Here is a 25,044-nt window from a genome sequence, read left to right as displayed (position 1 = left end):
CGGCGCGGGTAGCGCAACCTGCCGAGCATTCGTTTCTACACAAGTCTGACGCTCTGTGTCTTTGCCCTGAAAGGGCAGCCTTCAATAGCCGTGGGCAACGGCCACGGTAGGCCATCAGCAGGTTCTACGGCCCTGAAGGGGCCGGACTCGACGTCGAATGCGGCCCCGGCAGGGCCGAAAATTCTTCCCGAACCGTTCCGTGGGCGTTGCCCACGGCTATTGAATTACGCCCTTTCAGGGCATTTCTCGGAGCCGGTAGACTTGTGTAGAAACGAATGCTCGGCAGGTTGCGCTACTCGCGCCGGTGCGATTACGTTCCCGTCAGCGAATCGTCAGCGTCACGGTGTTGCTGGCGAGGCCGCGCGTGATCGTCAACGGGTACGTCCCGGCCGGAATGCCGGCGGGCAATTGAATGTTGAATTGATTTAGGCCCGTGAAGCCCGGCGCGCGTCCGGCGTATTGCACCGGCGCGGCGGCGGGGCCGATGCGCGCGGTCGTCGAAGCGTTGAGGTTGCCGTCCACGTCAGTGCCTGTCGGGCCGAGGCTGGTGCCGAAGACAGCGATGATGTTGGGTTGTCCGTTGGCTTGCGTGGCGTTGAATGGCCCGGCTGCGCCCGTGATGGCGTCAACCGCGGCGGCTGCGCCCTGACCCGTTGCGCCCGAAGTGAAAATAGCAGGCGCGGCGGCTTTGACATCCAGCATGCCGAGCGCACCTGTGCCGTCGCCATTGGTGATGGTGACCATTGCCGCGCCTACGGCAGTGCCGGTGGGAATCTGGAAGTTGACCTGTCCGCTCGAAACGAAAAACAGCGGGGCGGGCCGTTCGACACCATTGCTGTCGGTAACTTTGACGGTCGTGCCGCCCAGCGTTGTCGGCAAGGGCGTGGTGTTCGCGCTTTGCGTGCTCGTCGCCAAGGCCGTGCCAAAGGCCGCGACGAGGCCTTTTTCAGCAATGTTGGCGGCGTTGAAACTCGCGGCGGACACGGTCGTCGCGCGTCCGGCATTGTTGCTGACATAGATGCCGTTGAACGAGGCGACATACAACGCATTGCCGTTGCCGTGGAAGCCCTGGCTCAGCACAAAGCGCGCATCGAAGCCCGCGTTGAACGGCTGCCAGGTGCGGCCTTCGTCGAATGAGCGCAGCACGCCGATGCCGCCATCGCACGCGGCATAGGCCACGCCGTTGTAGGCGTATAGCGTAAAGCCCGAAATCGAGATGTCGCCGGTGGCGCGCGTCCAGCTTTGGCCGTTGTCTTCGCTGCGATAAACGGGTTGGCCGTTGACGCCCGCTAGCAAGGTGTTGCCGACCGTAATCACACTGAAAACCGTCGCGCCCGTGGGCAAGCCATTGCGCGCCGCCATCCACGTTTGGCCGCCGTCGTTGGAGCGATAGACGCCCTGCGTGGTCGTGCCGATGAAAAGGTTATTGCCTTGCGCGACGATGTCCCAAACGCTGAGTGTGCCCAGGCCATTGTTGGCGGCTGTCCAATTCGCGCCGCCGTCAGTCGAGCGAAAGACGCCGCTGCCCAGCACGGCGGCATAGAGGGTGTTGCCGGCGTTGATGATGCGCCAGACCGAACCCGCGCCGAGTCCGTTGCTGGCGCGCGTCCACGTTGCGCCTTGATCGGAGCTGACATAAACGCCCGCGCTGGTGCCCACGCTGACATTGATCGCGCCCGCATACACCTTGCCGTCATACGAGAGGAAGCAAACGATGCCAGGGATATTGGCAATCGCGCCGCGCGTCCAGGTTTGGCCTTCGTCGCGCGAGGTGAAGATGCCGTCGTTGACGCCCGCATAAAGCACGCCGTTGTCTTTATGCACGGTGTTGGTGAAACGCCCGGTCAAGCCAGTGTTCGATTTTGCCCACGTCACGCCGCCATCGGTCGAACGCGAGACGCCGTCAAACCACGCGCCCGCGTAAAGCGTGTTGCCACTGGCAGCGATGGAAAAGAAACTCACCGTCGGCGATCCGCCCTGAACTTGCGTCCATTTCGTGCCGTCAAACATCAGCACGCCGCTGGTGCCGGCGGCGAAGAGTTTGCCGCCCAGCGGCGCGAGTTCATATACGCCGTTGGTGAAGCCCGCTGGGAAATCCGCCGCGATGCCATTGCCGAGTTTCTTCCAGGTCTGGCCGTTGTCTTCGCTGACCGAGACTTCGTTGGTCGCGTTGGCGCCAAAGGCCGTGCTGGCATAGAGCTTCATGCCATCCACGGCCAGATTGCGAATGCGCAAAAAGGCCAGCCCGTTGTTGACCGCCGTCCAGGTCGCGCCGCCATCGGTCGAACGGTAAACGCCGCCGCCATCGGTGGCGGCAAACAGGTTGTTGCCGCTGGAGGCCAGCGAATACACGCCCTGATTGGTCAGGCCCGTCGTGCCGGTTTTTTCCCAAAGGTAAGGATTCGCGCCCATGCGCCAAACGCCATTGCCTAACGTTGCGGCATAAAACTTCCCGCCGCTTTCGACAAAGTCGTAGACCGCAGCGCCGATGGGCGTCACCTGAAACTCCCACGATTCGCCGCCATCGGTCGAGACAAAAATCGGCGCGCCCGAACCGCCCGCAAAGAGAGTGCCGTTAAAAGCCGCGAACGTATTGACGCGAAAGGCGCGATTGCCGCGTGTCGCTTTCCAGCTTTGTCCGTTGTCCGCTGAAACGAACATGCCGCCGCTGTCGGTCGCGGCAAAAAGTTTGCCTTCGTTGGCGAACAAACCGTAAATCCTGCCGCCGAAGGGGCCGATGTTTTTCCACTCTTTCGCCAGGTTGTCGGTGCGGGTCATTGGCCCGCTGGCCAGACAGACGAGCCGTTCGGCGCAAGGATCAGTCGCGCGCAGGCCGACGATGTTGAACGCGAGCCGATTGCCTTGCAGTTGCCAGGCATACGTCCCTTTGTTGCTGCACGTGTCGTTGCCAAAGGGGCTGACGAAATCAATCGTGGTGGCCGTCACCGTGTAATTGCCCGACTGCAAAACCCAGTCGTTGCGCCCGATCTGGTATTTGCCGCCCGGCAACAGCGTCAGAAAGTATTCGCCCGCGAAAAAGTTGAATGTGCCGAAGTGCGTGTCCGTCTGCGCAATGAATGAGTAAGTGCCCAGCGGAATCAGCGTCTGTTCGGGTGCGGCGCTGGCCGCAGTCTGATTCACGAACGGCGCGGCAACGCCTGCGGGCAATGGTTCGCGTTGCGGGCGCACCTGCGGATTGCGCACGGGCATTTGCATGTCAGGCTCTTGCGCGAAAGCGAACGCGCTGAGCAGTGCGAAAAGCGAGAACAGGAAAACGAAACAGAGGTGCTTGGGTTGGTTCATGACGATTCTCCTTGTTGGGTGCAGCGCCCGTTGGTTGGGACGCGAATGATGTGTAGCTGTCAGCTCGTTACTTGATTGCGATGGTCACGCTGTTGCTGGTCAGACCGCGCGTGACGGTTAGTGTGTACGTCCCCGCCGTGATCGTGGCGGGTAACTGGATGTTGAATTGATTCAACCCAGCCAAGCCCGGCACCGTGCCCGCATACAGCGTCGTCACGATATTGCCGTTGAGCCGCGCGGTGACGCTGGCGCTGACATCGGCGCTCACATCGGTGGCGTCGCCGCCGAGGCCGGTGCCGAAGATGGCGATGATGTTGGGCTGTCCGTTGGCTTGCTTGGCGTCGAAGGGGCCGGGCGTGAACTTGATCGCATCGAGCGCCGCTGCCGCGCCCGTGCCGCTGGCATTCGCCGCAAACAACGCGGGCGCCGCCGCGCGCACCAGCAGCGTGGCCGTTTGCGCGACGTTGGCGCCGTTGCTGATCGTGATGGTGGCCGGGCCGTTCGCTGTGCCGGCGGGCAGTTGGTAGTTGACTTGCGCGGCGGACACGAAGAACAACGGGGCCGCGCGTTCAACGCCATTGGCATCGCGCACGCTGACCGACGTGCCGTTCAATGTTGTCGGCAAGGGCAGGGCGCTCGCCGAAGCTGTGCCCGTCGCCAGTGCTGAGCCAAAGGCCGCGACGATGGTCTTTTCGGCCAGCGCGTCGGGATTGAAGCTGGCGGCGGAGACGTTGGCGAAGGCGTCTTCGTTTTGGAAGAAAACGCTGTTGCCGCTGGTGGCGAGGATGACCTGATTGCCGCGCGTCGCCATTTGAATCAAGCGGCCAAAGAGGCCGTTGTTATTGGTCTGCCACGTCGCGCCGTCGTCGCGGCTCACCAAACAACCCGCCAGGCCCGACGCATACAGCGTGGTGCTCGTTTGCGCGATGGCGAAATAGGTTGCCACCGTCGCGGTCGTCAACGCCCACGTCGCGCCGTTGTCGGGGGAGCGATACAAGCCATTGTTGGCGGCCAGGAAAATCGTGTTGCCGCGGTATTGCGCGACGTAACTGAATTGCGTGGTCACGCCGGTGTTCGACGCCGCGAAGGTCGCGCCGCCGTCGGTCGAACGAAACACGCCTTGTCCCAGCGTCGTGACGATGATGGTTGAATCCTTGAAGGTGAACGAGGTGACATCGGCATTGGCCGGAATGCCATTGCGCAGCGGTTGGAACGTTGCGCCGTTGTCGGCGGAAACCTGTACACCGCTCATCGCCATGCCGAGGTAAATCTTGCCGCCGTTGATGGACAGCGTTTCGGGATAGTCGCTGATGTTGTTGGCGGAGATCACGTCGCTGAGCTTCGTCCAGGTCTCGCCGAAATCGGTCGAGCGATAAAAGCCGAGCACCTGTTCCAGACAGGCATACAACGTATTCCCATCCGCCGCCAACGCGCTGACGAACGCGCCGAAGGGCAGGCCGTTTTTCAACTGCCGCCAAGTCGCGCCGTTGTCGGTCGTCACCCAGACGCCGCCGCCGTGGCTGCTGATAAAGGTGCGATTGCCCAGCACGACGATGTCGCTGAAGGTCGTCGCCGCGCGCAAGCCCCGGTTTTTCACGGCGAAGCTCGCGCCGCTGCCGTCCACGCGGATGATGCCCGCCGGGTGGCCGACAAACAGCGTCGCGCCTTCGGCCAGCACGGAGTATTCAGTCGAGAAAGGCAGTTTCAGTTTTTGCGTCCAGGTCGCGCCGTTGTCCGTCGAGAGGAAGAGGGTGGATTCGGTGCTGAAACTCCCCAGCCCGAACGCCCCGCCCAGCATCAGCGCGTAAACCGTTGCCCCATCCGCATACGCGTAATAGCCGAAACCCGTGCCGGCGGGCGGCAAGCCGCTGACGGGTTGCCAGGTCTGGCCGCCGTCGGTGGACGAGAGCAAGCCGGTCGTCGTGCCGAGAAAGGCTTTGCTGCTGTTGCTGGTGAGCAGCACGTAGGAGGGCGCGGGCGTGGCGACGGTGACCGGCGTCCAATTCGTGCCGTTGTCGGTCGAACGGAAAAGCACCGACGGATTGGTCGCTTGATTGATCAGCAACACCGCGCCGTTACTGATCGCCAGGCTGCCGCCCAAAAAGGTCGCAATGACGCTAGGCAAACCGTTGGACAGCCGCACCCAGTTGTCGCCGTTGTCAGTCGAACGATACAACTCGCCCGCGCTGGCGGCGGCGAAGATGTTTGGGCCGTTGACGATCATGTCCCCAATCGAGCGTGGCGCGGGAAAGCCGTTGTTGGCCGCCGTCCACGTTTGCCCGTTGTTGGTCGAGCGGTAAATGCCGCCGCCCGTCCCGTTGAAATTCATGCCCAGGAACATGGTTGTCTCGTTGGCCGCCAGCGCCGTGACGCCGCGTCCGTTGGGCAGGCCGTTGCCGGTTTGATAAGCCCAGTTCTCGCCGTTGTCGTCCGAGATAAACAAACCGCCGAAGGTGCCGGCAAACAGCCGCTGCCCGCGCCGGATCAGATCGAAGGGATTGCCGGTGTCGGGGCCGTTGCCCTGCGACCACACGGCGGTGGGTGTTTCGGGCGCGAGCGCGCTGGTGGTTTCCGTGGCGGGCGGGGCAAAGCGCGGGTCTGCCACAATGCGCGGGTCTAGTCCGAAATTACGAAACGAAGGTTGGGTGGATTGCGCGGTGGCGGGTTTGACGCTCAGCCAGACGGCGGTCGCCGCGACGAAAATTGACAACACGAGGCCTAAGCAGGCCGCTTTCTGCCTGTTCATAACGATGCTCCTTAATGCGCGTGCAGCGGCGCGGCAAACGCCCGCCGTGTTTTGGGAAAAGGGCGCGAGTGTGCGCGGATTGCTGGTGCGCTTCAACGGTTGAAGCACACGCGCGTCCCTCTGCTCAATCCGCGCGCACCCACTGTTACGCCAAATTGCAAACGATTTGGCGCAATCCGGCTGGTGTTAATGACACTCTAGCTGCGTGTGGTCGAAAAATACCTCCAATTGACCGTTGGCGTTGACGGTGATGTGGCCGTTTTGGATCAAGAGTTGGTTGGGCGCCTGACCTTGGCCGATGAAATTAAGGCTGTTGGTAAACGTGAGCGATAGTGGCGGCGGGCCGTTGATGTTGCTGATTGCGTGCGTAGCGCCAACCCGCCGGTACAGGTTCCCGCTCATCAGCCCGACGCCCACGATGTCGGAGTCATTGGCCGTGAAGCCGGTGTGGAAATTGCCATTGGCGCTTACGGTGGTGGCCGAGCGCAGGTGATAACTGCCGGTAAAGTGAATCGCTTCGCCCGCGCATGTCGAAAAGAGTATGTCATTCACCGGTACCGACACCTGAGCGTGGATGACCTGCGCCTGCGCGTGCGCAGACGGTGTCGCGAGCGGGTTCGGCATGGCCGCCAGTGTCAATAACACTAACGCCAATCCGCTGAAAACGCGTTTGCTCGTTCTGTTCATGTCAAACCTCCTTTTGGTTTGGTTGGCAGCAGTGGTTTCATTGCGATCTCCACACGCGCCCTTGCTTCATGTCGTAACCGAATTGCGGCTTGGCCATCGTCTCTTCCAACATCCGCCCGTATTCCTGCGCCTTGGCCTCGTCGAACATGCGTTTGAGCAAGCGCTCGATGTCGTACTCAGCGCCGGGAATCACCGGGTCCATCACGTAAAGGTACGTCCATGTGCCGTCGTCATTGGCTTTGCTCGGACGCAGCACGCGCGTGTGCTCAAACGCCGCGCGCTCCTTGGCGGGCAGCTTCAGTCCGGCGGGCCAAAAGATTTCATAGACCCATTTTTCGAACTGCTCGCGCTTGTCGGCTTTGATCGTGTTGACGGCGACCCAGACTTCGTCGCCTTCGACCGCCAGGCGGTGTTTGGCGCTGGTGGGGGTTTTCTTTTGCGCGGTTTCCTGCGCCAAAGCCACGGCACTGTCGCCGGCACAGGCAAACCAGAGAATGCAGACACACAACAGAATTGGTTTCATGAGCTTTCTCCTTTCGGTTGGTTGCGTGATCATTGTGCGCCGGTGGTTTTTTCCGCCGCCTTCTTGGTGGTGATTGGAGCCTTTGCCAGCGCCTTCGGTTTCGGATGCCAAAACGCCGGGTCGCCCGCGACGATTGCCGGTGGCACGTAACTCATCTTTGGACTGATGGCGAAGTAATTCGACTCGCTGCTGAGCGTGTAGGCCGCTTGCAGTTCCGGAATCTTCTTCCGATTCTCCGCGCCCAAAGCGTCCACATACGCTTGGCCGTGCAGGCTCGACGCCTGGTCAACGTCTTTGAGCGAACGCAGCGGATGGAAGATGAGCACTGTGTCGGCAGGCAGCCCCGCGTCCACGTCATAAACCGCCCAGTGCTCGTCAATGTTGGCCTTCTCGTGCGCGGCGTTGAGGATGCGGCGGTATTCGACGAATTCGGCGTAATGGCCGGGCCGGATGCGAAAGGTCTCGACCCAGAAATATCGCATCTGCGCCAGATTGATGGCGGGGCGATAGCTCAACCCTTCGTTGAGACTGGCGAGGATGCCGCGCGCGCTGTTGATCAAATTTTTGTCCTGTTGGCCGAGCCGTTCGGACTCAGCCTGCAAGGCCGGATTATCCTCTTGCTGGTTGGCTTCAAGGGCGGCGAAGGAATCATAGCTGTTCAAAAACCACGCTTCGCTTGGGCCAGACATAGAAGTCATGCCGAGCCAATAAGCCTTGGACTTCGCTTTCGCGAACGCCTTGGGCCAGCCCGCTTCCACGTTCTCGTGCGCGGCGTTCATGTACGGTTTGACCTCTTCGCGGAAGAGTTGCAGGACTTTGGGCGGCGTTTGCGGCGCGGGCGTTTGCGCCAGCGTCGTCAACCGACTCACAGACAGCGTGGCGCTTAGCAATAACAACAAGATCAAGCTTCGTTTCATGGCGATTCTCCTATGGTTGGTAGTTTGTTGGTTCGTCGCGTCTGTGGTTGAACAGCGGCGCGAAAGGGAAACGGTTAGGGCTTGCGCAGCTTGGCCGCATCAATGCCCGCGTTGAACTTAAACTTGTTGATGGTGACGGTGCGCGTCACGCCGTTGCCGGACGTGATGTACGCCTTGTGCGCCAGTTGCACGCCGTCGGCTTCTCCGCCACGAATGGGGCGGTAATCATCGTAGCTGTAATCGAGCAGCGCATTCCCGTTGCTGGTCGTGATGCGCATCAGATGATGCGTCGCGGCGTCGAAGAACAGCGCGTAGCAGCGCCCGTCAATCAACGTGCCGACGACGTTCACGGCTTTGCCCTTGTATGTCGTATCGTCGAGCGCCAGGGCTTCGAGCGTTTGTCCGGCCAGCGGCTGCAAGCTGACTTCGAGCCAGATCAATTGCATGTTTTGTTTGGACGCGGCGTAACCGGCGGCGTCGGCTGCGGTGGTCGTCTTGCCGTCGTTGACCCAGCGCGTCTTGCCGTCCATCACCGTCTTGCCGGTGATGGTCTTGTTATCGGCGTCGCGGTTTTCCTGGTAAAACTCGACCTGGTCGGAAAGGTAGAGATCAAAGTAAGTGTCGCTCTGGCCGGGCACGCTGCGCACGGCGTCGTGCCAGACGTTGTGAATGGCTTTGAGTTTGGTGAGGCCGCCGCGCGCTTCATACGCTGCCGCCATCAATTTTTCGCCACGCGCTTTGGCCGTGCTGGCCGCGAGCTTGGTGAAAGACATCATGGAATTGCCGTCGGGCGCTTCGACGCGCAAGCCCGTCACTTGGCCGCCGTTACGCTGGACTTTGACACTGAGGGCCTGGCCCTTGATGAAAAATTCGCTTTCCGAGAGCGCCAGCAATTCATCAGGCTCGCCTTCGCCCACCAGCTTGAGTTTGTCGCCTGCGCGCTGCACTACGGCCATTCCCATACCGAGCGGCATGTTGAACTGGTAATAGCCTGCGACCTCGTCCAACACGCGCGTGCTCACCGCGACCGGCACGCGCACCGGCTGCGCGCCGCCTTCGAAATCCAGATTGGCGGGCGCGGCGGGCAGCTTGAGGTTGTTGAGGTAGCTGTTGTCGCGTTCCTGTTTGCGCTGTTCAGGCGTCCGCGTATCGGTCTCGGCGACATCGCCGCCCACCACGTCGAACGCGAAATCGTCCACCCAGACGCGGCCCGTGCCAAAGGACATCACGCCGAAGGCAATGTTGACGGCCTCCGCAGGCACATCCATCACCAGTTCATAACGCCGCCAATCATTGACGCCCTTGATCGGGCGCTTGCCCATGTTGTCGAAGCCGGGCATGCCTTTGAGCGCATCGAGCCGCAGCCAAAGCTGCGCGCGGTCAGCCGCTGTTTCGGTTTTGACCCAAGCCGACATGCGCAAGCGTTTGCCGCGATAGGCGTCGGCTTTGAATTGCTGCATCAGCGTGGCGAAACCTTCGGCCTGCTGCGCGGTGAATTGCAGACAGGCGCTGGCTTGCCCGCCGTGTTTGACGGCGCTGTCCACGCTGATTTCGTAATTGGCGGGTTTGCTGCCGGCTTTGTTCCAGCCAATGGGCAGGCCGTCTTGGGCACGCGCGCTGCCGGACAAAACGAAAATTGACAATACGAAACCTATGCAGGCCAGTTTCTGCCTGTTCATGATGGTTGCTCCTTTGTGCGTGAAGCGGCGCGTCAGGCCCTGCGGCGGCCCACACACCGCGCTTGGGGAAAAGATAAGCAGGCGCGCGGATCGGTTGCGCGTGGTGCGCCAGTTTGCAGCACGCGTGCGTCCCAAAGCCCAATCCGCGCGCACCTGCTGCTTGTGCCAAACCACCGGTGGTTTGGCGAACTGAAGCGTCGGCGGCGCCTGTGTTGTTATAGGCCGTGATGAAAGAGCTGCCGGCGCGGTAAAAACTTCCGCCCACATAAACGTCGTCATTGCGCGTCCTGATTTTCTCCCCGGGGAAACGCGCCGCAGGCTGTTCAGCCTGTGGCGGATTCGGTTGGGAAAGCGCGTTCAAGCGGGCGGTTGAGTTGACGATTGCCTCAGGCGTGCTTGACCAGCGTGCCGGTCAGGCGATTGATGGAACTGTTCGGGAATTTCGTTGTTCCGGCGTAGAACTGGTGGGCGGTATCCCACTGCGCCACGAGCGCCGCGCTCAGGCTGTAATTTGCCATGGGCCCTGCACCGCGTCCGTCGAGCCAGCCTTCCGCGTGCCTGGGTGCAGCGCAATCTTCGGCCAGTGCCTGATGCGAGCCGCTCTGAAAGATGAGTTCCAGCCTGTCGCCGCTGAAGTAGGTCACGGGGGGCGGCGTTCCATCCTTCCCGCTGATCTTCACGATACTGAAGCTGCCCGTGAAATAGGCGAAGCCGTCGCGCCGCACGATCACGTTGCCATCGGCGTGCAATGACAACCCGTCCGGCCAGAGCGCTTTGCTTTCGTCACACTTGATTGGCGGGCCGATCTGCCAATCGAGCTGGGCCTTGAATTGGTTCGTCGGTTGGGCTGCGTGTCCGTTGCCGCAGGGGTAGGGAGGGCCGCCGGGCGTAACCGTGAGCGCGCCCTCAAATGGGCGGTTGATTCTGAAAATGCAATTTTGCGTAGCCATGTCATTTCTCTTGTGGATTGGTGGTGTGGTGCTTACTTGTGGTTCGGATCAGCGAATTGCGTGTTGACCGAGCGGGCCAGCCGATCTGCGCTCGCCTGCCGACAATGCTGCAGCGGCGCTACACCCCAAATGATTTCCAGGTGTTTGACACATTGATGCGGCTCAATTCGACCAACGCGTAAACCTCGTCCTGATTGGGCAGGATAATGAGCGGGTGCAGCTTAACCACCTTTACGCCGGGGTCTTCATCCAGCAGGCTGGTATCAATGATGCGGTCCTCCTGGATGGTTTGTTCGCCAGGCTGAGCGGTTAACAGGAGATAGGGCCGGCCGTTGCTATAGATGAAGGTGTAAATGAGCGCCGGGCCGGTAGCCGGCTCATTGGTGTCGCTACCGTAGAGGTTGATGGAGTATTTCCAGTTCCCCGCGTCGGCTAGGGTAAAGGCCAGCATGGACGTGACCGTCACGCGTGATTTGCCGGGTTGAGCGGGGACGCTGCTTACTTCGAGGGTCGTGCTCTTGATCGTTGCCATGATTCCTCCATTGATTGAAGATGCGTTGAGAGTTTGCGTTGCCGGCGTTCCCAGGCGGGCTGTGCATTGCGCTCTTCAGCGCAATGCACAGCCTGTCCGGTAGGCTTGCTCGCTAAGGCGAAACAGGTGTCGTCGAATAAAGCCCCGTGACTGTGTCGCTCAGAAAGTTGCGCGGTTTGATCGTGAAATGATCAAAGTGGTAGCGCACCGTCTTTATTTCCTGGCGGCAGAATGTTGCTCAAGCTGTGCTTCCACGGGCAGCTTCTGAAGCTGTGCTTGTAAGACTTCTTTGATTGGCGCTTGCAGTCGCTTGGCCAAGGCCGGGCTAAGCTGCTCTGTCAGCGTGCTGAGCGTGCTTAGCAATGCCAGATCATCCAATTCCTTAGCCTTGATGCCTTCGAACTCCAGCCAGCGAGGGTCCTCTGGTCTGAACCGCCACCAGGGGTCAACCAAGACAGGTGGACACCAGCAAACTTTGTACGGCTTTTTGGTTTTCGGGTTAGTGAATGTGAAGCAAATGCAGTTCACGATGATTCTCCTGGGTTGAAATATGAATGTGGTGAATCAGCGGCGCTGCTGCTCGCCGTGAGCAGAAGACGCTGATTCGTTGCTGAAATACTTTTGCGATTCATTGCTTGAGCGCGCCGTTCTCCACCACCGCCTTTCCATCCAACCGCAACGTGCAGCCTGTCAAATTCGTCTCGTAACCCCACGCTGCCTTATTCGCCCCGCCGTACTGTTCATTGCCGCCGAAACCAATAGACACCATCCCCGCCGGGGCGTAATCGCCGCGTTTGGCGTTGGGCCCCAGCACCAGGCTGCGGTTGATGCCCAGGTCAACGAAGCTGAATTCGTCTTTGCCCGCGCCGCTCTGGCCGGTGACTTTGTCATAGGCTTTCTTGAGCGGTTCCAAACCCGCGCGCGCCGTCATCGAGACCAGCTTGCCCGCTTTGAATTCGAGTGTGAGGCCCTCGATCAGATTGTTGCCGTTGGCCCCGGTGTAATTGTCACGGTCAACCACGATGCGGCCTTCGGCGGTGTTGGGCACGACGGTGACATAAGCTTCGCCGGCGGGCAGCCAGACTTGCACCGCCGGGCCGCCGCGCTTGATGTCTTCAGCCGAGATCACGCCGTCGCTGACAAAGACGGGCCGTTGCGCGATCTTCACTTTGAGGTCGGTGCCGTTCGGGTGCGTCAAGTGCACCTCGTTGGCGGCGGCCAGCAGTTGGCGGTACTTTTCGCCGTCGGCTTGCAGTTGCGTGTAATCGGTGTTGATGCCGTTCCAGAAAATCTGCGCCAACTCGGCTTGTGTCAGGCCCAGCCGTTCGCTGTTGGTCTTGGATGGATAGAGGCCGTTGCCGCCGATGGCGATGCCGCGGATATTGCGTTGGCGGCGCAATTTGTTGATCGGCTCGCTCGCCTGGCGTTGCGCGTCCAGACGTTCTTGCGGGAAGTCTTCAAACGGGTTGGACGGCTCGGCGTTGGCGAGCATGATGTTGGCATTGATCATCCCCGTGAGTTTGAGACCGAGTTGATTGAGTTGCGTATCCCACTTGGCCGGGATTTCTTGCATGGCCCGTTTCGCGCGCTCCGGGTTGCTGCGGTACATCTGCACCAGCGGGAACGCGCCCAGCTTGCTGACTTCAAGCGCCAGTTCTTCCAGCAACTCAGCGTCTTTGACATCGCCGCTGATCTGGATAATCTCGCCCTGTTTGACCCCGGCGCATTGCGTGACCACCTTTTGCGCGATGGCCGCGTAATTCACGGCGGGCGTAGGAATGGCTGAGGGCGGCGTGGCCGAAGTTGTACCCTGGGCTGAAGCCGGCGCCGCTGTTACTGGTTTTTGGTTGTCAACGGGTGGGGTGGCGCAGGCCAGCGCCAGGCATGTCAGCGCGCTGCTGACAATGAGTAAGAACAGTTTGGTTTTCACGATTGCTCCTTTTGGCATCATCTTTTTTGGCGCGTGTTGCGCTTTGACGGCCACGGGCCGCGCCTGGGTTTTAGGTTGTGCGCCGGGCTTGCCTGCGCGTCGGTTTGCCCGTGTCTCGCCACGGCAAAGCAACGTCACGCCAACCAGATAAAGAACAAACGTCACGGCGCTGACGGCCAATAACCACGCGGCCAGCCAGCGTAAGACTTCCAGCAACACGGCCAACGAGAATGCTTGTGTCGTAGCTTCATCCCACGGAAATTGACCGGTTGGTAACAACACTTGCCCCTCCTTCCGGCCACACGCCGAAACGAAAAATCTTGGTTCAGAATGGATCGCCTGTGCTTGGCTAAGCGCCTGAAAACAACATCAGCGCCGGCATCTCGGAAGCTTCGGAAGCTGTTTACCGGTCTGAAGTCCCGTTCGTTAGCAGAGGACGCAAGGCATGTCCGAAACTACTCTGCCTCGGAAAAAAAAACTTCTTCGCTCTGAGACCACAGGCCACCTTGCCTGCTGTGAGCAAAGTCGCGCAGCGCGCCTTTTCCCGCCTTACTTCAGTTGTGAGGATTGTGATTAGAGCGGTTTGCAGTTGCGTTTACGGGACGCTGGAGCAGTACCGCGCGCGTGAGCAAGCGGCGCTTTGGCAATGCAGCCCATAGGGCAAGCTTGACGCGCCGCTTGCTCACGCGCGCGGTACTGCCTCACTGCGCGGCGTTCCCGTACACTGTAGTGAAAATCGCTCTAAAGAAGCTGCGCGGCAGCTTTTACAGCAGGCGCGACGCCTGCGCTCTCAGGCGCAGTCTCGATATTTTTCTGGCAATAAAACCCTTCGCGTGGTGCGCGCGTATTGCCATCCTCAAAAAATTAGGCATTAATCTTTTCCCCACAACTAACGTGTAGTGCGAAGAATCGAGAGAGCCTTTCCGTAATTGCTTTAGGTTTTTAGCAGTGAACCGTAACCGCAGGCTCGGCTGCCGCTTGAATACTTATGGAGGAACGCCACCTCACAAGCAGTGCCAGTTCAATGTTGTTTCAACTTTGTGCCGCGCAGCCGCAGCGCGATGAGTACTGGTTGGAGTTCGTGCGCCGTTTCAATCCGCTGTTGGTACGCAGCATTACCGTGGCCTGGCGTAAGAGCGGGCAAGGCCCCTGGCCGCCCGCCGAAATCGCCGCTGATTTATTGCAGGATGTTTATACGGCCATCGTTAAAAACGATTTCGGCCTGTTGCGCAACTTTCGCGGCGCCAGCGAAGCCGAAGCCGAAGCGTATCTGGCGCACGCCGCCATCAACCAAACACTGAGTTTTTTGCGCGCCCGCCAGGCGCTACGGCGCGCGGCAGATGAAGTCTCCTTACAAGCCGTACTCGAAGAACAAGGCGAAGCCAGTCTGGCAACCCCTGTCTCAAGCGCGGCGCATAGCATTACCGAAAGCGAGTTAATCAACACGCTGGAAAAATGTTTTGACGGCCCGAACCGCAAACGCGACATCCTGATTTTTTTGCTCTATGCGCGCGAAGGCTACAGCCCCGCCGAGATTGCTGGCTTGGGCGTAGCCGAATTGAAAGAGACCAGCATCGCCAACCTTTTGGGACAGATGAAAAGCCGCCTGCGAAAATATCTTTCAGGGGCCGTGTGATTTACCGGTGAATTGCGTCCTCTATTGCTGAGGCATTTCCAGATGGGAAACGAATTGAATCAGAGCATCCCGGATAGGAATGACCATTTTGTGGCCCAGGACTTCGCTGCCTGTTTGAGCGGCGCGCTCCTGCCAGAGCGGCTGCCCAGCCTGCAAGATCACCTGATCCGCTGCGCTGACTGCCGCGAGCAATTGGCAATGATCCGGCAATCCACCCAACAACCTGATGCTGAATTGGAAGGCAGCCCCGAATTCGACGGCCTGTTACGGCTGGGCGAAGCGGCAGCGCTGGCAGCGAAAAGGGGCACGGCTGCCCAACCGCAATTAGTTACTCAGATTGCCGAACCGTTGAATTGGCGGCACTGGTTTGTTTTTCGGCAACCGGCATTCGGCTGGGCTGTTGCCGCTGCGCTGTTGCTGGTTTTTGTTGTACCTACTTATTTCTATTATCAACGCAACCAGCCGGTTGAACTTGCGATGGCCTCTTTGCGCCAAGCTTGGACACAAAGCCGACCGCTGGAAGCACGCGTCACGGGTGGTTTTCCCTATTTGCCGTATCAAGTAACCCGCGGTGGCAATGATGCTGCCCCGGTCAAGCCAGAGTTGTTGTTAGCTGCCACGGCAGAGTTAGCGCGTGAAGTGGCGGATCGCCCTTCGCCAAAGGCGCGGCAGGCATTGGGTAGGTTGCATTTGTTGAAACGGGAATTTGATCAAGCTGAACAGCAATTGCGTGCAGTGCTGGAGGCTGACCCCCAAAATCCACTAGCTTATGTTGATCTGGCGACACTGCTGTACGAACGCGGCACATTGGAACAGTCTGTGCTGACGTTTTCGCAAGCCGCAGAAAATTGTGAGCAGGCACTTAAACTTGCACCACGATTACCCGAAGCATGGTTTAACTTGGCACTCATCCGCGAGCAAATGATGTTGCCTTCCGAGGCAAAGTCTGCCTGGGAAAAGTATCTCGAAATTGATTCAACCTCACGCTGGGCTGATGAAGCACGTACTCGATTGCAAAAACTGCGCACCCAATCGTCGCTCCCAAAGACGTCTCAGGATTTGAAGGCCCAACTCTTTCTGGTAGCGAACGACGCCAATAATGACACGGAAATAAGGCGGCTTTGGGCTGAGCATTTTAGTGAGTTGTCAGAATTGCTTACCCGCGACTTGCCGGATGAGTATCTAGCGGTGGTTAGTAGCGACAATCGCGCGAAGGCCGATCAATACCGTCGGGTGCTCCTGCGCCTTGCCCAAAGCATTAAAGAGACGAAGGATGAGCACTTCTTTGCGGACTTGTTTACGTACATTTTTAGCGCGAATAAGCGACAACTCGAGAAGATTAAGAACACGCGCTTGCTGTTGGCACAAGCCGAAACTAATTTCCAGACTGGACACTACGATCAGGCGATCTCCCTTTACACCAAAGCGCGCGGGAGCGCTGAGCAAGCAGCGGATGTTTGCCACAGTGAATTGGCACTCAGTGGCTTAGCTTTGATGCTCAACTCGCAGCAGGTCGAGCCGCCCCAGATGCCCCAACTCCGGCAGCGATTGATCGCCGAAACTTCCCGCCATCGGCACCAGATGCTGCACGCCAGAGCCTTGATTGCCGACACCAATTTGCGACTCGCTCGGCAAGATTTTTACTCTGCATTGCAAGCGAGCTTACAAGCTTATGAAATCTTCAGCCGCTTAGGGGATACAGGTGCCACTGCTAATGCCTTGCGTTTCGTCGGTTCAACTTATGCGGATTTGGGTGACCGCGAGACTGGTATCAACAAGAATCTGGCTTCGTTGCAATTGATTTGGGGTCATTCGTTGCCAACTCGCCGAGCTTGTCAGGTTTATACGAAGATCGCCGAATTGCTGGCTGTCGGCGGAAACCTTCAGCCCGCATTAGATTATCAGCTCGAAGCCTCCCGGTACTGCCAGAGCGACGCCAATCAGATAATCACAATCGCCTCGCTCGCCAAAACCGGCACATACTATGCGCAAGCTGGGAGAAACGAAGAGGCGATTAGGCCACTAAACGAGGCCATTTCGTTGGCGGAAAATTATCAAGACAAGACTGGCAACGCCATACTGACTCCCGATCTGTATCTGAATTTGGGCAATGCGTTCCTCAATCAACAGCGATGGGAAGTGGCTGAAGCAGCCTACCGTAAAGTCTTAAGTATCGTTGGTGAGCATAATTTTTATAACCAGTCAGTTCTTCACCACCGCATGGCCATCGTCTACTTACGACAAGGCAAAGACGAGTTAGCTGAAAAGGAATTGCACGACAGTATTGAGCTGATCGAACGGGCGCGCAAGAATACGGGTGAAGCGGCAATACGCGGCAGTTTCCTGAATGACAAGAGTAATGTTTACCGCACAATGGTTGGTTATCAGTATTTCCGCAAAAAGACTTTCGACCGCGCCTTCGATTATGCGGAGATGACGCGCGGCAGTGAATTGCGTGACGCCTTGACCGGTATCGGCGTCAAACCCTCCAATCAATCTGGCGAAGCGCTGGAATCTTCCGGTTTTTCGACCGCGCTGACGCTCAAACAAGTACAACAATCAATACCTGCCAATGCCCAGCTTGTAACATATGCCGTCACTGATGAGCGCTTGCTGATTTGGGTGGTCACCGCGCAGCAATGGATGACGGTCGCTGTCCCAATCACGGAGAAAAAGCTACAGAGTATAGTGTCGGATTACCTAGCTCAATTGTATAACCGCGGTGACATCGACCGACTGAATAGCGCCGCCTCGAAACTCTACGAAGTCTTGATCGAACCTATTGCGCACCGCTTGGACGGTCAGAGCATATTGATAATTGTTCCAGACCGGTTCCTGAACGCGGTGCCTTTTTCCGCGCTAGTCTCCCCTAATTCGCAGCGTTATCTCGTTCAGGATTACGCCACGGTCATCAACCCCAGCGCTAGTGTGGCGATCAAAATGCTTGAACTGGGGCGATTGAAGAAGGGGCCCAAGGAGGCGCTTTTGACTGTGAGTAATCCTCGCTTTAATCCTAAGCTTTATCCGGCGCTGAAACCGCTGCCTAGAACAGCGGTGGAAGTGACAGCCATTCGATCACTCTATTCTGACAACACTGGATTAACACAGGCGGAGGCGACCAAGAGTGCCTTACTCAAACTGATAGGCGATTACGAGATAGTGCATTTGGCTACTCATAGTATCGTCAATGAGCAAAACCCACTGCGCTCTTTGATCATTTTGGCGACGGAGAAAGCGGATGCTGATGGCAATGCGCAGGATTGGGCGAGCGACAGCCTGCAAGCTGGCGAGATATTTAAGCTCAAGTTGCAGCGCACGCGCCTGGTCGTGCTTTCCAGTTGCCGGGCTGCTGCAAATACGTTTCTGCACGATCAAGGCATGGGAGGTTTAGCGCACTCGTTCTTCAGTGCCGGAGTACCAAACGTGATCGCCGGTTTATGGGAAGTAGATGATGATGGATCGGTCGAACTGATGAATGAGTTTCACCGAGTCCATCGGATCGAAAAGCGGTCTTTCAGCACTGCGCTGCAACAAGCGCAACTGAAGATGCTCAATTCGGAAAACCAACAATGGCGGCATCCCTACTACTGGGCTGCCTTTGTAATCTCGGGAAACGGGGTAAATTAATAACGGCACCAAGTGGCAAAAAGGAGATAAATCATGGGCAGAATAGTGGTTAGATTTGATGGTTTATGCATGTTCTTCACTGACAACTTATTGGAAGCGGCTGGGCAGAATGCCACCCCGCCATCGCTTACCGTAGGTCTGGTTGAGGTTTCAAAAGCAACCAAGAATCTTCTTCCTGAGAATGTGCCGGTAACCGCCGGCGATTATCATGTTCCTCAAATCCGAATCAATGAGATTAAATTCGGTCCAAACAAATTCAGGTATTGGAAAAAAACATGGAAAAAGGTCGCTGGTGATTTGAGCCTTGACGTTTATCCGGTGTCTCCACAACTTGACTTGTCTACTTCTGATATTACTTTGACGAAGTTGATTGATAACAACGATGGTTCAATCGGCTCGCCTGCGGAATTTCACATGATCAATATCGAGAAAGAGTTGTATCCAGTCGGGAAGGTGAAGGCCAGTCCTAAGCTGTGTAAAGCTAGATTCCACGTTAGCACGGGAAGCCTTTACGGACTCAAACCATGGCCAGGTGTTCAATATGGCATTGCGGACATTACCGGCAAACTGACAGCCGGAACGGCGACGAAGCCCACGACCATATCAATCAAAGCAGGGCTGGAAATAGCTATTCCAGAAAACGGCTATGCCCTTCTCTACTTCAGTGACGGCACGAAAGCCTTCACGTTTGAAGGAGGAAAAGACTACGAAGTAGTGGTGGAAAGTCTTTCCAAAAATTCATCCAAAGTCCAACTAGATCGGAATCATTTTTTGTACTATTACAGCATCTTCGAGCCAAAGCCAAAGCCAGATCAGTTGATGGCACCAATAAAGGCGGATGGGGCTGAAACAACAAACGATCCTTTTTGTTCCGGCGCTGGCGGCTGAGGTTACAGCGCTAACATATTCGATGTGCGCGCAAAAGACTTAACCATACATCTTTTCTGCGGAAAGAGGAAAAATGCGATTAGGATACTCTCCCCGGATCATTCTCAAAGTAAAAGATAGCGAGGAGTATTTTCTTGATCCAAACAATTACAGGAATGAAGCCTTTGAGCGCGTGGCCCAGTCTCAACCCAAGTGGCAAAAGAAGTGGCAGAAAATAAGCAACGATTTTCATGGCATCAAGATCAGGACACTCTTTTCTATGGTTGGGGCAGATAGAATTCAGGAACTCACTCAACAAGCTAAGTTGATGGATCCCGAATACCGCAGAGCTAACCGCCCCAACTTTTTAACCTATTTCGTAGTTGACTGTCCGTCGCCAATATTCCCAGGCAAAATAGATGATCTGATCAGAGCGTTCAAATCATTGGATGGACTGGTGCAAAGTGCCTATTTCGATCCTCCGGCAAGTGAGCCGGGAGTGAACCCCGATGATGCCATGTTTGTTGATCAAGGTTATCTTCAATCCGCTAATAACGGGGGGATAGATGCGATAGCCGCTTGGAACTTTGAACCTGTGGAAGGGAGTGGCGAGAAAAAAGGGGGCAGCGGCGAGAAACAAATCTTGATTGACTTTGAGCGAGGCTGGGATCTTAAGCACCCTGATTTGCCCGGCAGCATTGCGCTTCCTATCGGCGAGAACATCTCACTTCAATTTAAATCCATTGTCCACGGAACTCAGACCCTTGGCGTAATTTGCGCTGTTGACAATATAATCGGTTGTGTAGGGATAACCCCGAACCTGAGCAGTATTGGTATCGCCTCTTATTGGGGAAAAGAGCGCCCCAATGTGCTGATGGCAGCGATTGATCGCCTTCCTTTAGGGGGCGTTCTTTTGTTGGAAGCGCAAATTGGTGACGACGAAGAAGGGGTAGCTAGCTTATTCGATCATCTCCCCATTGAAAAACTCGATGCAGAGTATGATGTGATTCGTTTGGCCACCGCTTTAGGAATTATTGTGGTTGCTGCCGCTGGCAATGGCATCGGCAAGGATCTAGATACAGAGCTAAATGAAAAAGAGGATTCTGGCGCTATTCTGGTGGCGGCGGCTGTACCTAAACAATTAGGTGTGAATCTGGTCAAAGGGGTATATCGTCCTAAGAGATCCCTCACGAGCAATTTTGGGGAAACCCGTGTCGCTTGCTATGCGTGGGGTGATGGAGTGATGACTACAACCATAAATAATAATGGCGATCAAAATAATCCCGATAATCCCTATTATACCTATACTAAATCCTTTGACGGCACCTCAAGCGCAGCAGCTATCGTTGCTGGAGCCGCCCTTGCCACACAAGGAATGATTTATGCTAAATTCGGTGTGCGGATAGATGGCAGGCGAATGCGCGACCTTCTGCATGATAACGGCACTGACTCCGCAGCAAAACAGAATATTGGCAGAATGCCTGATCTCGGCAGGATCATCGAATCATTATCTAAGCCCTTGACACTCAAACAGTACGTAAAGCCTCTTGTTGATCTCTATCTAGCCGATTACGAAGGGGATAACGGCGACCCATTTGCTTTACCGCCAAATGAGATGATCTTATTTTCCTCACCAGACATCATTGTAAATGGGACTAATCTCCCCAAAGTGATTGAGATCGAGCAAGGACAGCAATATAACATTGAACTTCAAGTATCGAATCGCGGAGTAAATAAAGCTACCGGAGTTAAATGCCGAGTTGGTCTTTGGGCTGAAAAAGCAGATGGCGTATCGAAATTTCAATGGCTTAATAACACGCTCACCATCTCTTCAATCCCGCCTGAAGGAAAAAAACTCACGTCAAAATTGAACTGGGGGAGTACTCAAACTAACAAGCTTCCTCCTGGGAGCTACTATCTTGTTGGCTTGATTTACAAAGGTGATGAGTTAAACGGATTTCAAACTCAGATGGAGATCAAAAAGATATTTGTGAACAAGCCTTATGACTACCTCAGAACATACGTTAGCCATGTAAACAACATTGCTTGGCGTCAGATCAAAGTAATACCGCCGAGCCAGCCAAGTTAAGTTGCCCCACACATGACACCCAATCAAACCAGAAGTTCGGTTGATGCTTTGACCATTGGCAACGAAAATATTTCCTGCTAAGACACGCGAAGAAGCGCGAAGAGGGGAGTGCTTTGTGTCTCTTTGTGGAAGATTGTTTGCGGGAGGCTCACCTTGCTCAAACTCATTGGTGTATTGATCGTCATCATCGGCCTGCTTCTGCACCTGCGCACTACGCTGGTCGTCGCTGTCGCCGCATTAGCAACCGGCTTGCTGGCGGGGTTGCCGCTGCTTTCAAGCGAAGGCATCTGGCAAGGCGTGCCGCTGCTGACCAAGGCGGGGCAGACTGGCATCATCAATCTGCTGGGCAAGGCGTTTGCCGACAACCGGCTGATGACGCTGTTTATCATCACGCTGCCGGCGATTGGCTTGTCGGAAAGATTTGGGTTGCAAGAGCAAGCCGCCGCGCTGATTCGGCGGGTGAGTGCGGCGACGGTCGGTCGCTTGCTGTTTGTTTATCAGCTCTTCCGCGTGGTGCAGGGCGCGCTGGGCATACGGCTAAACGGACATCCGTCGTTTGTACGTCCGTTGGTGTTTCCGATGGCGGTAGGCGCGGCGCAACAGGCAAAGGGGGAATTGCCGGAGCAGGCTTTGCCCGAACCGGTTGGCGAGACGATCAAGGCGGCGACGGCGGCGAGCGAGAATTACGGCAACTTTTACGGGCAGAATTTGTCGGTCGTGCAGGCGGGCGTGTTGCTGGTTTACGGCGTGATGAAAAGCCAGGGCTATGAGGTCAGTTTGTGGAGCCTGGTTTTTTACACGATGCCAATTGTGGCGGCGTCGCTGTTGTTGAGTGCGGTGCAATTCGCGCTGCTGGACAAGAAGCTGGCGCGGCAGTTGAAAGAAGCAGCGGAGGGCCAGCGATGAGTCAGCTTTTCAGTTTGGAAGCGGTGTATGTACTGACGGGCTTGCTGCTGTTGAGCTTTGCCGCGCTGACGTTGTATGACCGCCGCCATGCGCATCGCCTTGGCAGCGCTTTGTTTTGGGCTGTGCTGGGCGTGATATTCGCGTTGGGTGGGGTATTGCCGCATTGGGTGACGGGACTGTTGGTCTTGTTATTGGTCGTGCTGGATGGCGCAGGACAAGTAGGCAAGAGCACGGCTGACAACACTGCACCAGCGCAGAGCATTGGCCCGCGTATTTTTTGGCCGGTGCTGGCGATTCCGTTGGTGACGGTGGCGTTCGCGGTCGTGTTTCGCTTGCTGAAACTCGACGCCAATCGCGGCGCGCTGGTGGGTTTGGGCTTTGGCGGCTTAGTAGCGATGATCTTGGCGTTGTGGCTGACCAAGAGCGGGCCGCGCGCCTTGCTGGACGCCGGGCGGCGGCTCAACGAAGCGATGGGCGCGGTCAACATTCTGCCGCAGTTGCTGGGTTCGCTGGGCGTGATCTTTGCGGCGGCCAAAGTGGGCGAACTAATTGCTGTGGGCATTCAACAGGTGATTCCCGCCGGCAATGTATTTTTGCTGGTGCTGGCAAATTGCCTGGGGATGGCGCTGTTCACCATCGTGATGGGCAATTCGTTTGCGGCGTTCCCGGTGATTGCGGCGGGCGTGCTGGTGCCGCTGATCGTCAAGCCGCTGGGCGTCAATCCGGCGCTGGCGGCGATCCTGACGCTGACCGCCGGTTCGAGCGGGACGTTGCTGACGCCGATGGCGGCCAATTTCAACATCGTCCCGGCGGCGTTGCTGAATTTGAAGGATCAATACGGCGTGATCCGCTTCCAACTGCCCTACGCGCTAACGATTTGGGCGTTGCACGTGTTATTATTATGGCTCTTTATCAAGTTTGCATAAGCTGAACCGCAAGTCTCCTGCATTCGATTCAACTACGTGTGCGCCTTGTGGCGTGCGCTCTTCGTTCGAGGTGAATTATGATTTTTAACCGCCGCCCACTTCTTTTCAGCGCCATTGCCGTGGTGCTGCTCACCGCTTCGTTCTTCAACGTTTCGGCCCGCGATGCTGTCAAAAATGCCGTCGCCGAATTGTGGCACTTGGCGCCCGCCGCGCCGCAAATCGCCGAGCTTGACCGCGTCACCGAATTGCGCAAACGCCGCGCTGAAGTGATGAAGCGTATGGGCGACAAGGCCGTGATGGTGCTGCTCAGCACCGAGCCGCGCGTTTATACCAACGACGTGGATTACCACTACCGGCAGGAAAACAATCTGTATTACCTGACCGGCATCAAGCAGGATGGCGCGACCCTGGTTCTCTTGCCCGGTGCGGCCAAAACGCGCGAAATTCTGTTTATGCCCGAACGCGACCCGCGCAATGAAACCTGGCACGGTCGGATGATGAGCACCGACGAAGCCCGCGCCCGCAGCGGTGTGCAGGAAGTTTGGGACAGCCGCTTGCTCAATGGCTTCCTGGCGCAACTGGCCCCGCGCGCCGAACAGGCATTGGCGAAGCGCGGCAATGTCTCAAAGCCGCAAGCCGCGCTGGCCGCGCAATGGCAGAGCGAGTTTCAATCCATCAGTGATGCAATCAAGAACAATCAAGGCGAATTGTATTTGCTGACGCCGCAGGGCCGTGATTTGCGCGAGTATCGCGCTGAACACGAAATGGCTGAGGCAATCTCCGGCGCCAACGCGGGCCTTTCGATCAAAAATGCCAATCCGATTTTTGCCGAGCTGCGCCAGATCAAATCGCCGTGGGAGATCAAGCTGATGCAACACGCGGTGGACATTTCCGGTGAAGCCTTTTTCCGCGTCTTTGCTGTGGCCGCACCGGGGATGTACGAGTACGAAGCGCAGGCCGAGTTTGAATACACCTATCGCCGCCGCAACGCCGACAACTGGGGCTATCCCTGCATCGTGGGCGCGGGCGACAACGCGACGACGCTGCATTACATCACCAGCCAGGATCGCCTGGACGATGGCAGGTTGCTGCTGATGGATTGCGCGGCGGAATACGATCATTACTCTGCCGACATCACGCGCACGCTGCCGATCAACGGCAAATTCACGCCTACGCAAGCCGACATTTACCGCATTGTTTATGAAGCGCAGGAAGCCGCGTTCAAAGTCGCGCGGCCCGGCAATTTCATGAGCGGCGGCCCAGCGGCCACCAGCGGCAACGAACGCGCAACCGAAGTCGTTAAAGAAGGGTTGTTGCGGCTGGGGTTGATTACATCCAAAGACAGCAGCGAGTACCGCACTTGGTTTATGCACGGCACTAGCCACTGGCTGGGCATGAACGTGCACGATGTGGGTGTGCGCGGCAAAGCCTTGGCGGCGGGCATGATTTATACCGTCGAGCCGGGCATTTACATCCGCCCCGACGCGTTGGATGTGCTGCCCAAGACGCCAGAGAACGAGAAGTTCATCAAGGCCGTGCGCCCGGCGTTCGAGAAATACAAAGGCATCGGCGTGCGCATCGAAGACGACGTGCTGGTGACCAATGGCGACCCCGTCGTGCTGTCGGCGGGAATCCCGCGCAAACTGGAAGACGTCGAAGCGACGATGGCGAAGTTGCGCCGTGAGTTGAAAACTTCAGGTTGGCCCCAGGTGGCGATTAGGTAGCG

The 25,044-nt window shown here is 57.2% G+C and carries 17 protein-coding genes; 7 read left to right on the top strand and 10 right to left on the bottom strand.

Going from position 1 to position 25,044, the window contains the following annotated elements:
* Positions 1-321: 321 nt before the first annotated feature.
* The 10 genes from HY011_02290 to HY011_02245 all read right to left on the bottom strand — a co-directional run bounded on the left by HY011_02290 (position 322) and on the right by HY011_02245 (position 13,549).
* Positions 322-3,303: a hypothetical protein gene (locus HY011_02290; GenBank protein ID MBI3421746.1), complete on the bottom strand. Its 2,982-nt coding sequence runs from the start codon at positions 3,301-3,303 to the stop codon at positions 322-324.
* Positions 3,304-3,370: 67 nt separating this feature from the next.
* On the bottom strand, positions 3,371-6,049 hold the full coding sequence (locus tag HY011_02285) for a hypothetical protein (protein ID MBI3421745.1): 2,679 nt from the start codon (positions 6,047-6,049) through the stop codon (positions 3,371-3,373).
* Between the two features lie 186 nt (positions 6,050-6,235).
* A complete protein-coding gene (locus HY011_02280) occupies positions 6,236-6,736 on the bottom strand; it encodes a hypothetical protein (GenBank protein MBI3421744.1) in 501 nt (166 codons plus the stop codon).
* Between the two features lie 37 nt (positions 6,737-6,773).
* Entirely contained in the window at positions 6,774-7,259 is a 486-nt protein-coding gene (locus HY011_02275; protein ID MBI3421743.1) for a hypothetical protein, read from the bottom strand.
* A gap of 29 nt (positions 7,260-7,288) precedes the next feature.
* Positions 7,289-8,176: a hypothetical protein gene (locus HY011_02270; protein MBI3421742.1), complete on the bottom strand. Its 888-nt coding sequence runs from the start codon at positions 8,174-8,176 to the stop codon at positions 7,289-7,291.
* A 74-nt stretch (positions 8,177-8,250) separates the two neighbouring features.
* On the bottom strand, positions 8,251-9,855 hold the full coding sequence (locus HY011_02265) for a hypothetical protein (GenBank protein MBI3421741.1): 1,605 nt from the start codon (positions 9,853-9,855) through the stop codon (positions 8,251-8,253).
* A gap of 386 nt (positions 9,856-10,241) precedes the next feature.
* Complete coding sequence (locus HY011_02260) at positions 10,242-10,805, bottom strand: hypothetical protein (GenBank protein ID MBI3421740.1); 564 nt, start codon at positions 10,803-10,805, stop codon at positions 10,242-10,244.
* A gap of 118 nt (positions 10,806-10,923) precedes the next feature.
* On the bottom strand, positions 10,924-11,337 hold the full coding sequence (locus HY011_02255; protein MBI3421739.1) for a hypothetical protein: 414 nt from the start codon (positions 11,335-11,337) through the stop codon (positions 10,924-10,926).
* 213 nt (positions 11,338-11,550) lie between these two features.
* Positions 11,551-11,790, bottom strand: coding sequence for a hypothetical protein (locus HY011_02250; protein MBI3421738.1), 240 nt, complete (start codon positions 11,788-11,790; stop codon positions 11,551-11,553).
* 175 nt (positions 11,791-11,965) lie between these two features.
* Positions 11,966-13,549 (bottom strand): aminopeptidase, encoded by a 1,584-nt coding sequence (locus HY011_02245; GenBank protein MBI3421737.1) that lies wholly within the window; start codon positions 13,547-13,549, stop codon positions 11,966-11,968.
* Between the two features lie 742 nt (positions 13,550-14,291).
* Here HY011_02245 and HY011_02240 point away from each other — a divergent pair.
* From HY011_02240 to HY011_02210, 7 genes are all read left to right on the top strand, one after another.
* A complete protein-coding gene (locus HY011_02240) occupies positions 14,292-14,903 on the top strand; it encodes a sigma-70 family RNA polymerase sigma factor (protein MBI3421736.1) in 612 nt (203 codons plus the stop codon).
* 42 nt (positions 14,904-14,945) lie between these two features.
* On the top strand, positions 14,946-18,530 hold the full coding sequence (locus HY011_02235; protein MBI3421735.1) for a CHAT domain-containing protein: 3,585 nt from the start codon (positions 14,946-14,948) through the stop codon (positions 18,528-18,530).
* Positions 18,531-18,563: 33 nt separating this feature from the next.
* Positions 18,564-19,418: a hypothetical protein gene (locus tag HY011_02230; GenBank protein ID MBI3421734.1), complete on the top strand. Its 855-nt coding sequence runs from the start codon at positions 18,564-18,566 to the stop codon at positions 19,416-19,418.
* Between the two features lie 73 nt (positions 19,419-19,491).
* Positions 19,492-21,486, top strand: coding sequence for a S8 family serine peptidase (locus HY011_02225; protein ID MBI3421733.1), 1,995 nt, complete (start codon positions 19,492-19,494; stop codon positions 21,484-21,486).
* A 153-nt stretch (positions 21,487-21,639) separates the two neighbouring features.
* Complete coding sequence (locus HY011_02220; protein MBI3421732.1) at positions 21,640-22,392, top strand: DUF969 domain-containing protein; 753 nt, start codon at positions 21,640-21,642, stop codon at positions 22,390-22,392.
* On the top strand, positions 22,389-23,318 hold the full coding sequence (locus HY011_02215; GenBank protein MBI3421731.1) for a DUF979 domain-containing protein: 930 nt from the start codon (positions 22,389-22,391) through the stop codon (positions 23,316-23,318). The genes HY011_02220 and HY011_02215 overlap by 4 nt, the downstream gene beginning before the upstream one ends.
* A 77-nt stretch (positions 23,319-23,395) precedes the next feature.
* Positions 23,396-25,042 carry an aminopeptidase P N-terminal domain-containing protein gene (locus tag HY011_02210; protein MBI3421730.1) on the top strand — a complete coding sequence of 549 codons (1,647 nt, stop codon included), beginning with the start codon at positions 23,396-23,398 and terminating at the stop codon, positions 25,040-25,042.
* The last annotated feature ends 2 nt before the right edge of the window (positions 25,043-25,044 follow it).

The sequence above is a fragment of the Acidobacteriota bacterium genome, from assembly GCA_016196035.1.
Lineage (GTDB): Bacteria > Acidobacteriota > Blastocatellia > RBC074 > RBC074 > JACPYM01.
Note: the sequence above shows the minus strand (reverse complement) of the source record. Positions and strands in the feature narration are given on the sequence as shown.

Bases quoted from the DNA above. Each gene is read 5' to 3' on its own strand.
- HY011_02210 (MBI3421730.1), top strand. From the start codon at position 23,396: ATGATTTTTAACCGCCGCCCACTTCTTTTCAGCGCCATTGCCGTGGTG.
- HY011_02285 (MBI3421745.1), bottom strand. From the start codon at position 6,049: ATGAACAGGCAGAAAGCGGCCTGCTTAGGCCTCGTGTTGTCAATTTTC.
- HY011_02265 (MBI3421741.1), bottom strand. From the start codon at position 9,855: ATGAACAGGCAGAAACTGGCCTGCATAGGTTTCGTATTGTCAATTTTC.
- HY011_02230 (MBI3421734.1), top strand. From the start codon at position 18,564: ATGGGCAGAATAGTGGTTAGATTTGATGGTTTATGCATGTTCTTCACT.
- HY011_02275 (MBI3421743.1), bottom strand. From the start codon at position 7,259: ATGAAACCAATTCTGTTGTGTGTCTGCATTCTCTGGTTTGCCTGTGCC.
- HY011_02270 (MBI3421742.1), bottom strand. From the start codon at position 8,176: ATGAAACGAAGCTTGATCTTGTTGTTATTGCTAAGCGCCACGCTGTCT.
- HY011_02260 (MBI3421740.1), bottom strand. From the start codon at position 10,805: ATGGCTACGCAAAATTGCATTTTCAGAATCAACCGCCCATTTGAGGGC.
- HY011_02280 (MBI3421744.1), bottom strand. From the start codon at position 6,736: ATGAACAGAACGAGCAAACGCGTTTTCAGCGGATTGGCGTTAGTGTTA.
- HY011_02215 (MBI3421731.1), top strand. From the start codon at position 22,389: ATGAGTCAGCTTTTCAGTTTGGAAGCGGTGTATGTACTGACGGGCTTG.
- HY011_02225 (MBI3421733.1), top strand. From the start codon at position 19,492: ATGCGATTAGGATACTCTCCCCGGATCATTCTCAAAGTAAAAGATAGC.
- HY011_02255 (MBI3421739.1), bottom strand. From the start codon at position 11,337: ATGGCAACGATCAAGAGCACGACCCTCGAAGTAAGCAGCGTCCCCGCT.
- HY011_02290 (MBI3421746.1), bottom strand. From the start codon at position 3,303: ATGAACCAACCCAAGCACCTCTGTTTCGTTTTCCTGTTCTCGCTTTTC.
- HY011_02240 (MBI3421736.1), top strand. From the start codon at position 14,292: ATGTTGTTTCAACTTTGTGCCGCGCAGCCGCAGCGCGATGAGTACTGG.
- HY011_02235 (MBI3421735.1), top strand. From the start codon at position 14,946: ATGGGAAACGAATTGAATCAGAGCATCCCGGATAGGAATGACCATTTT.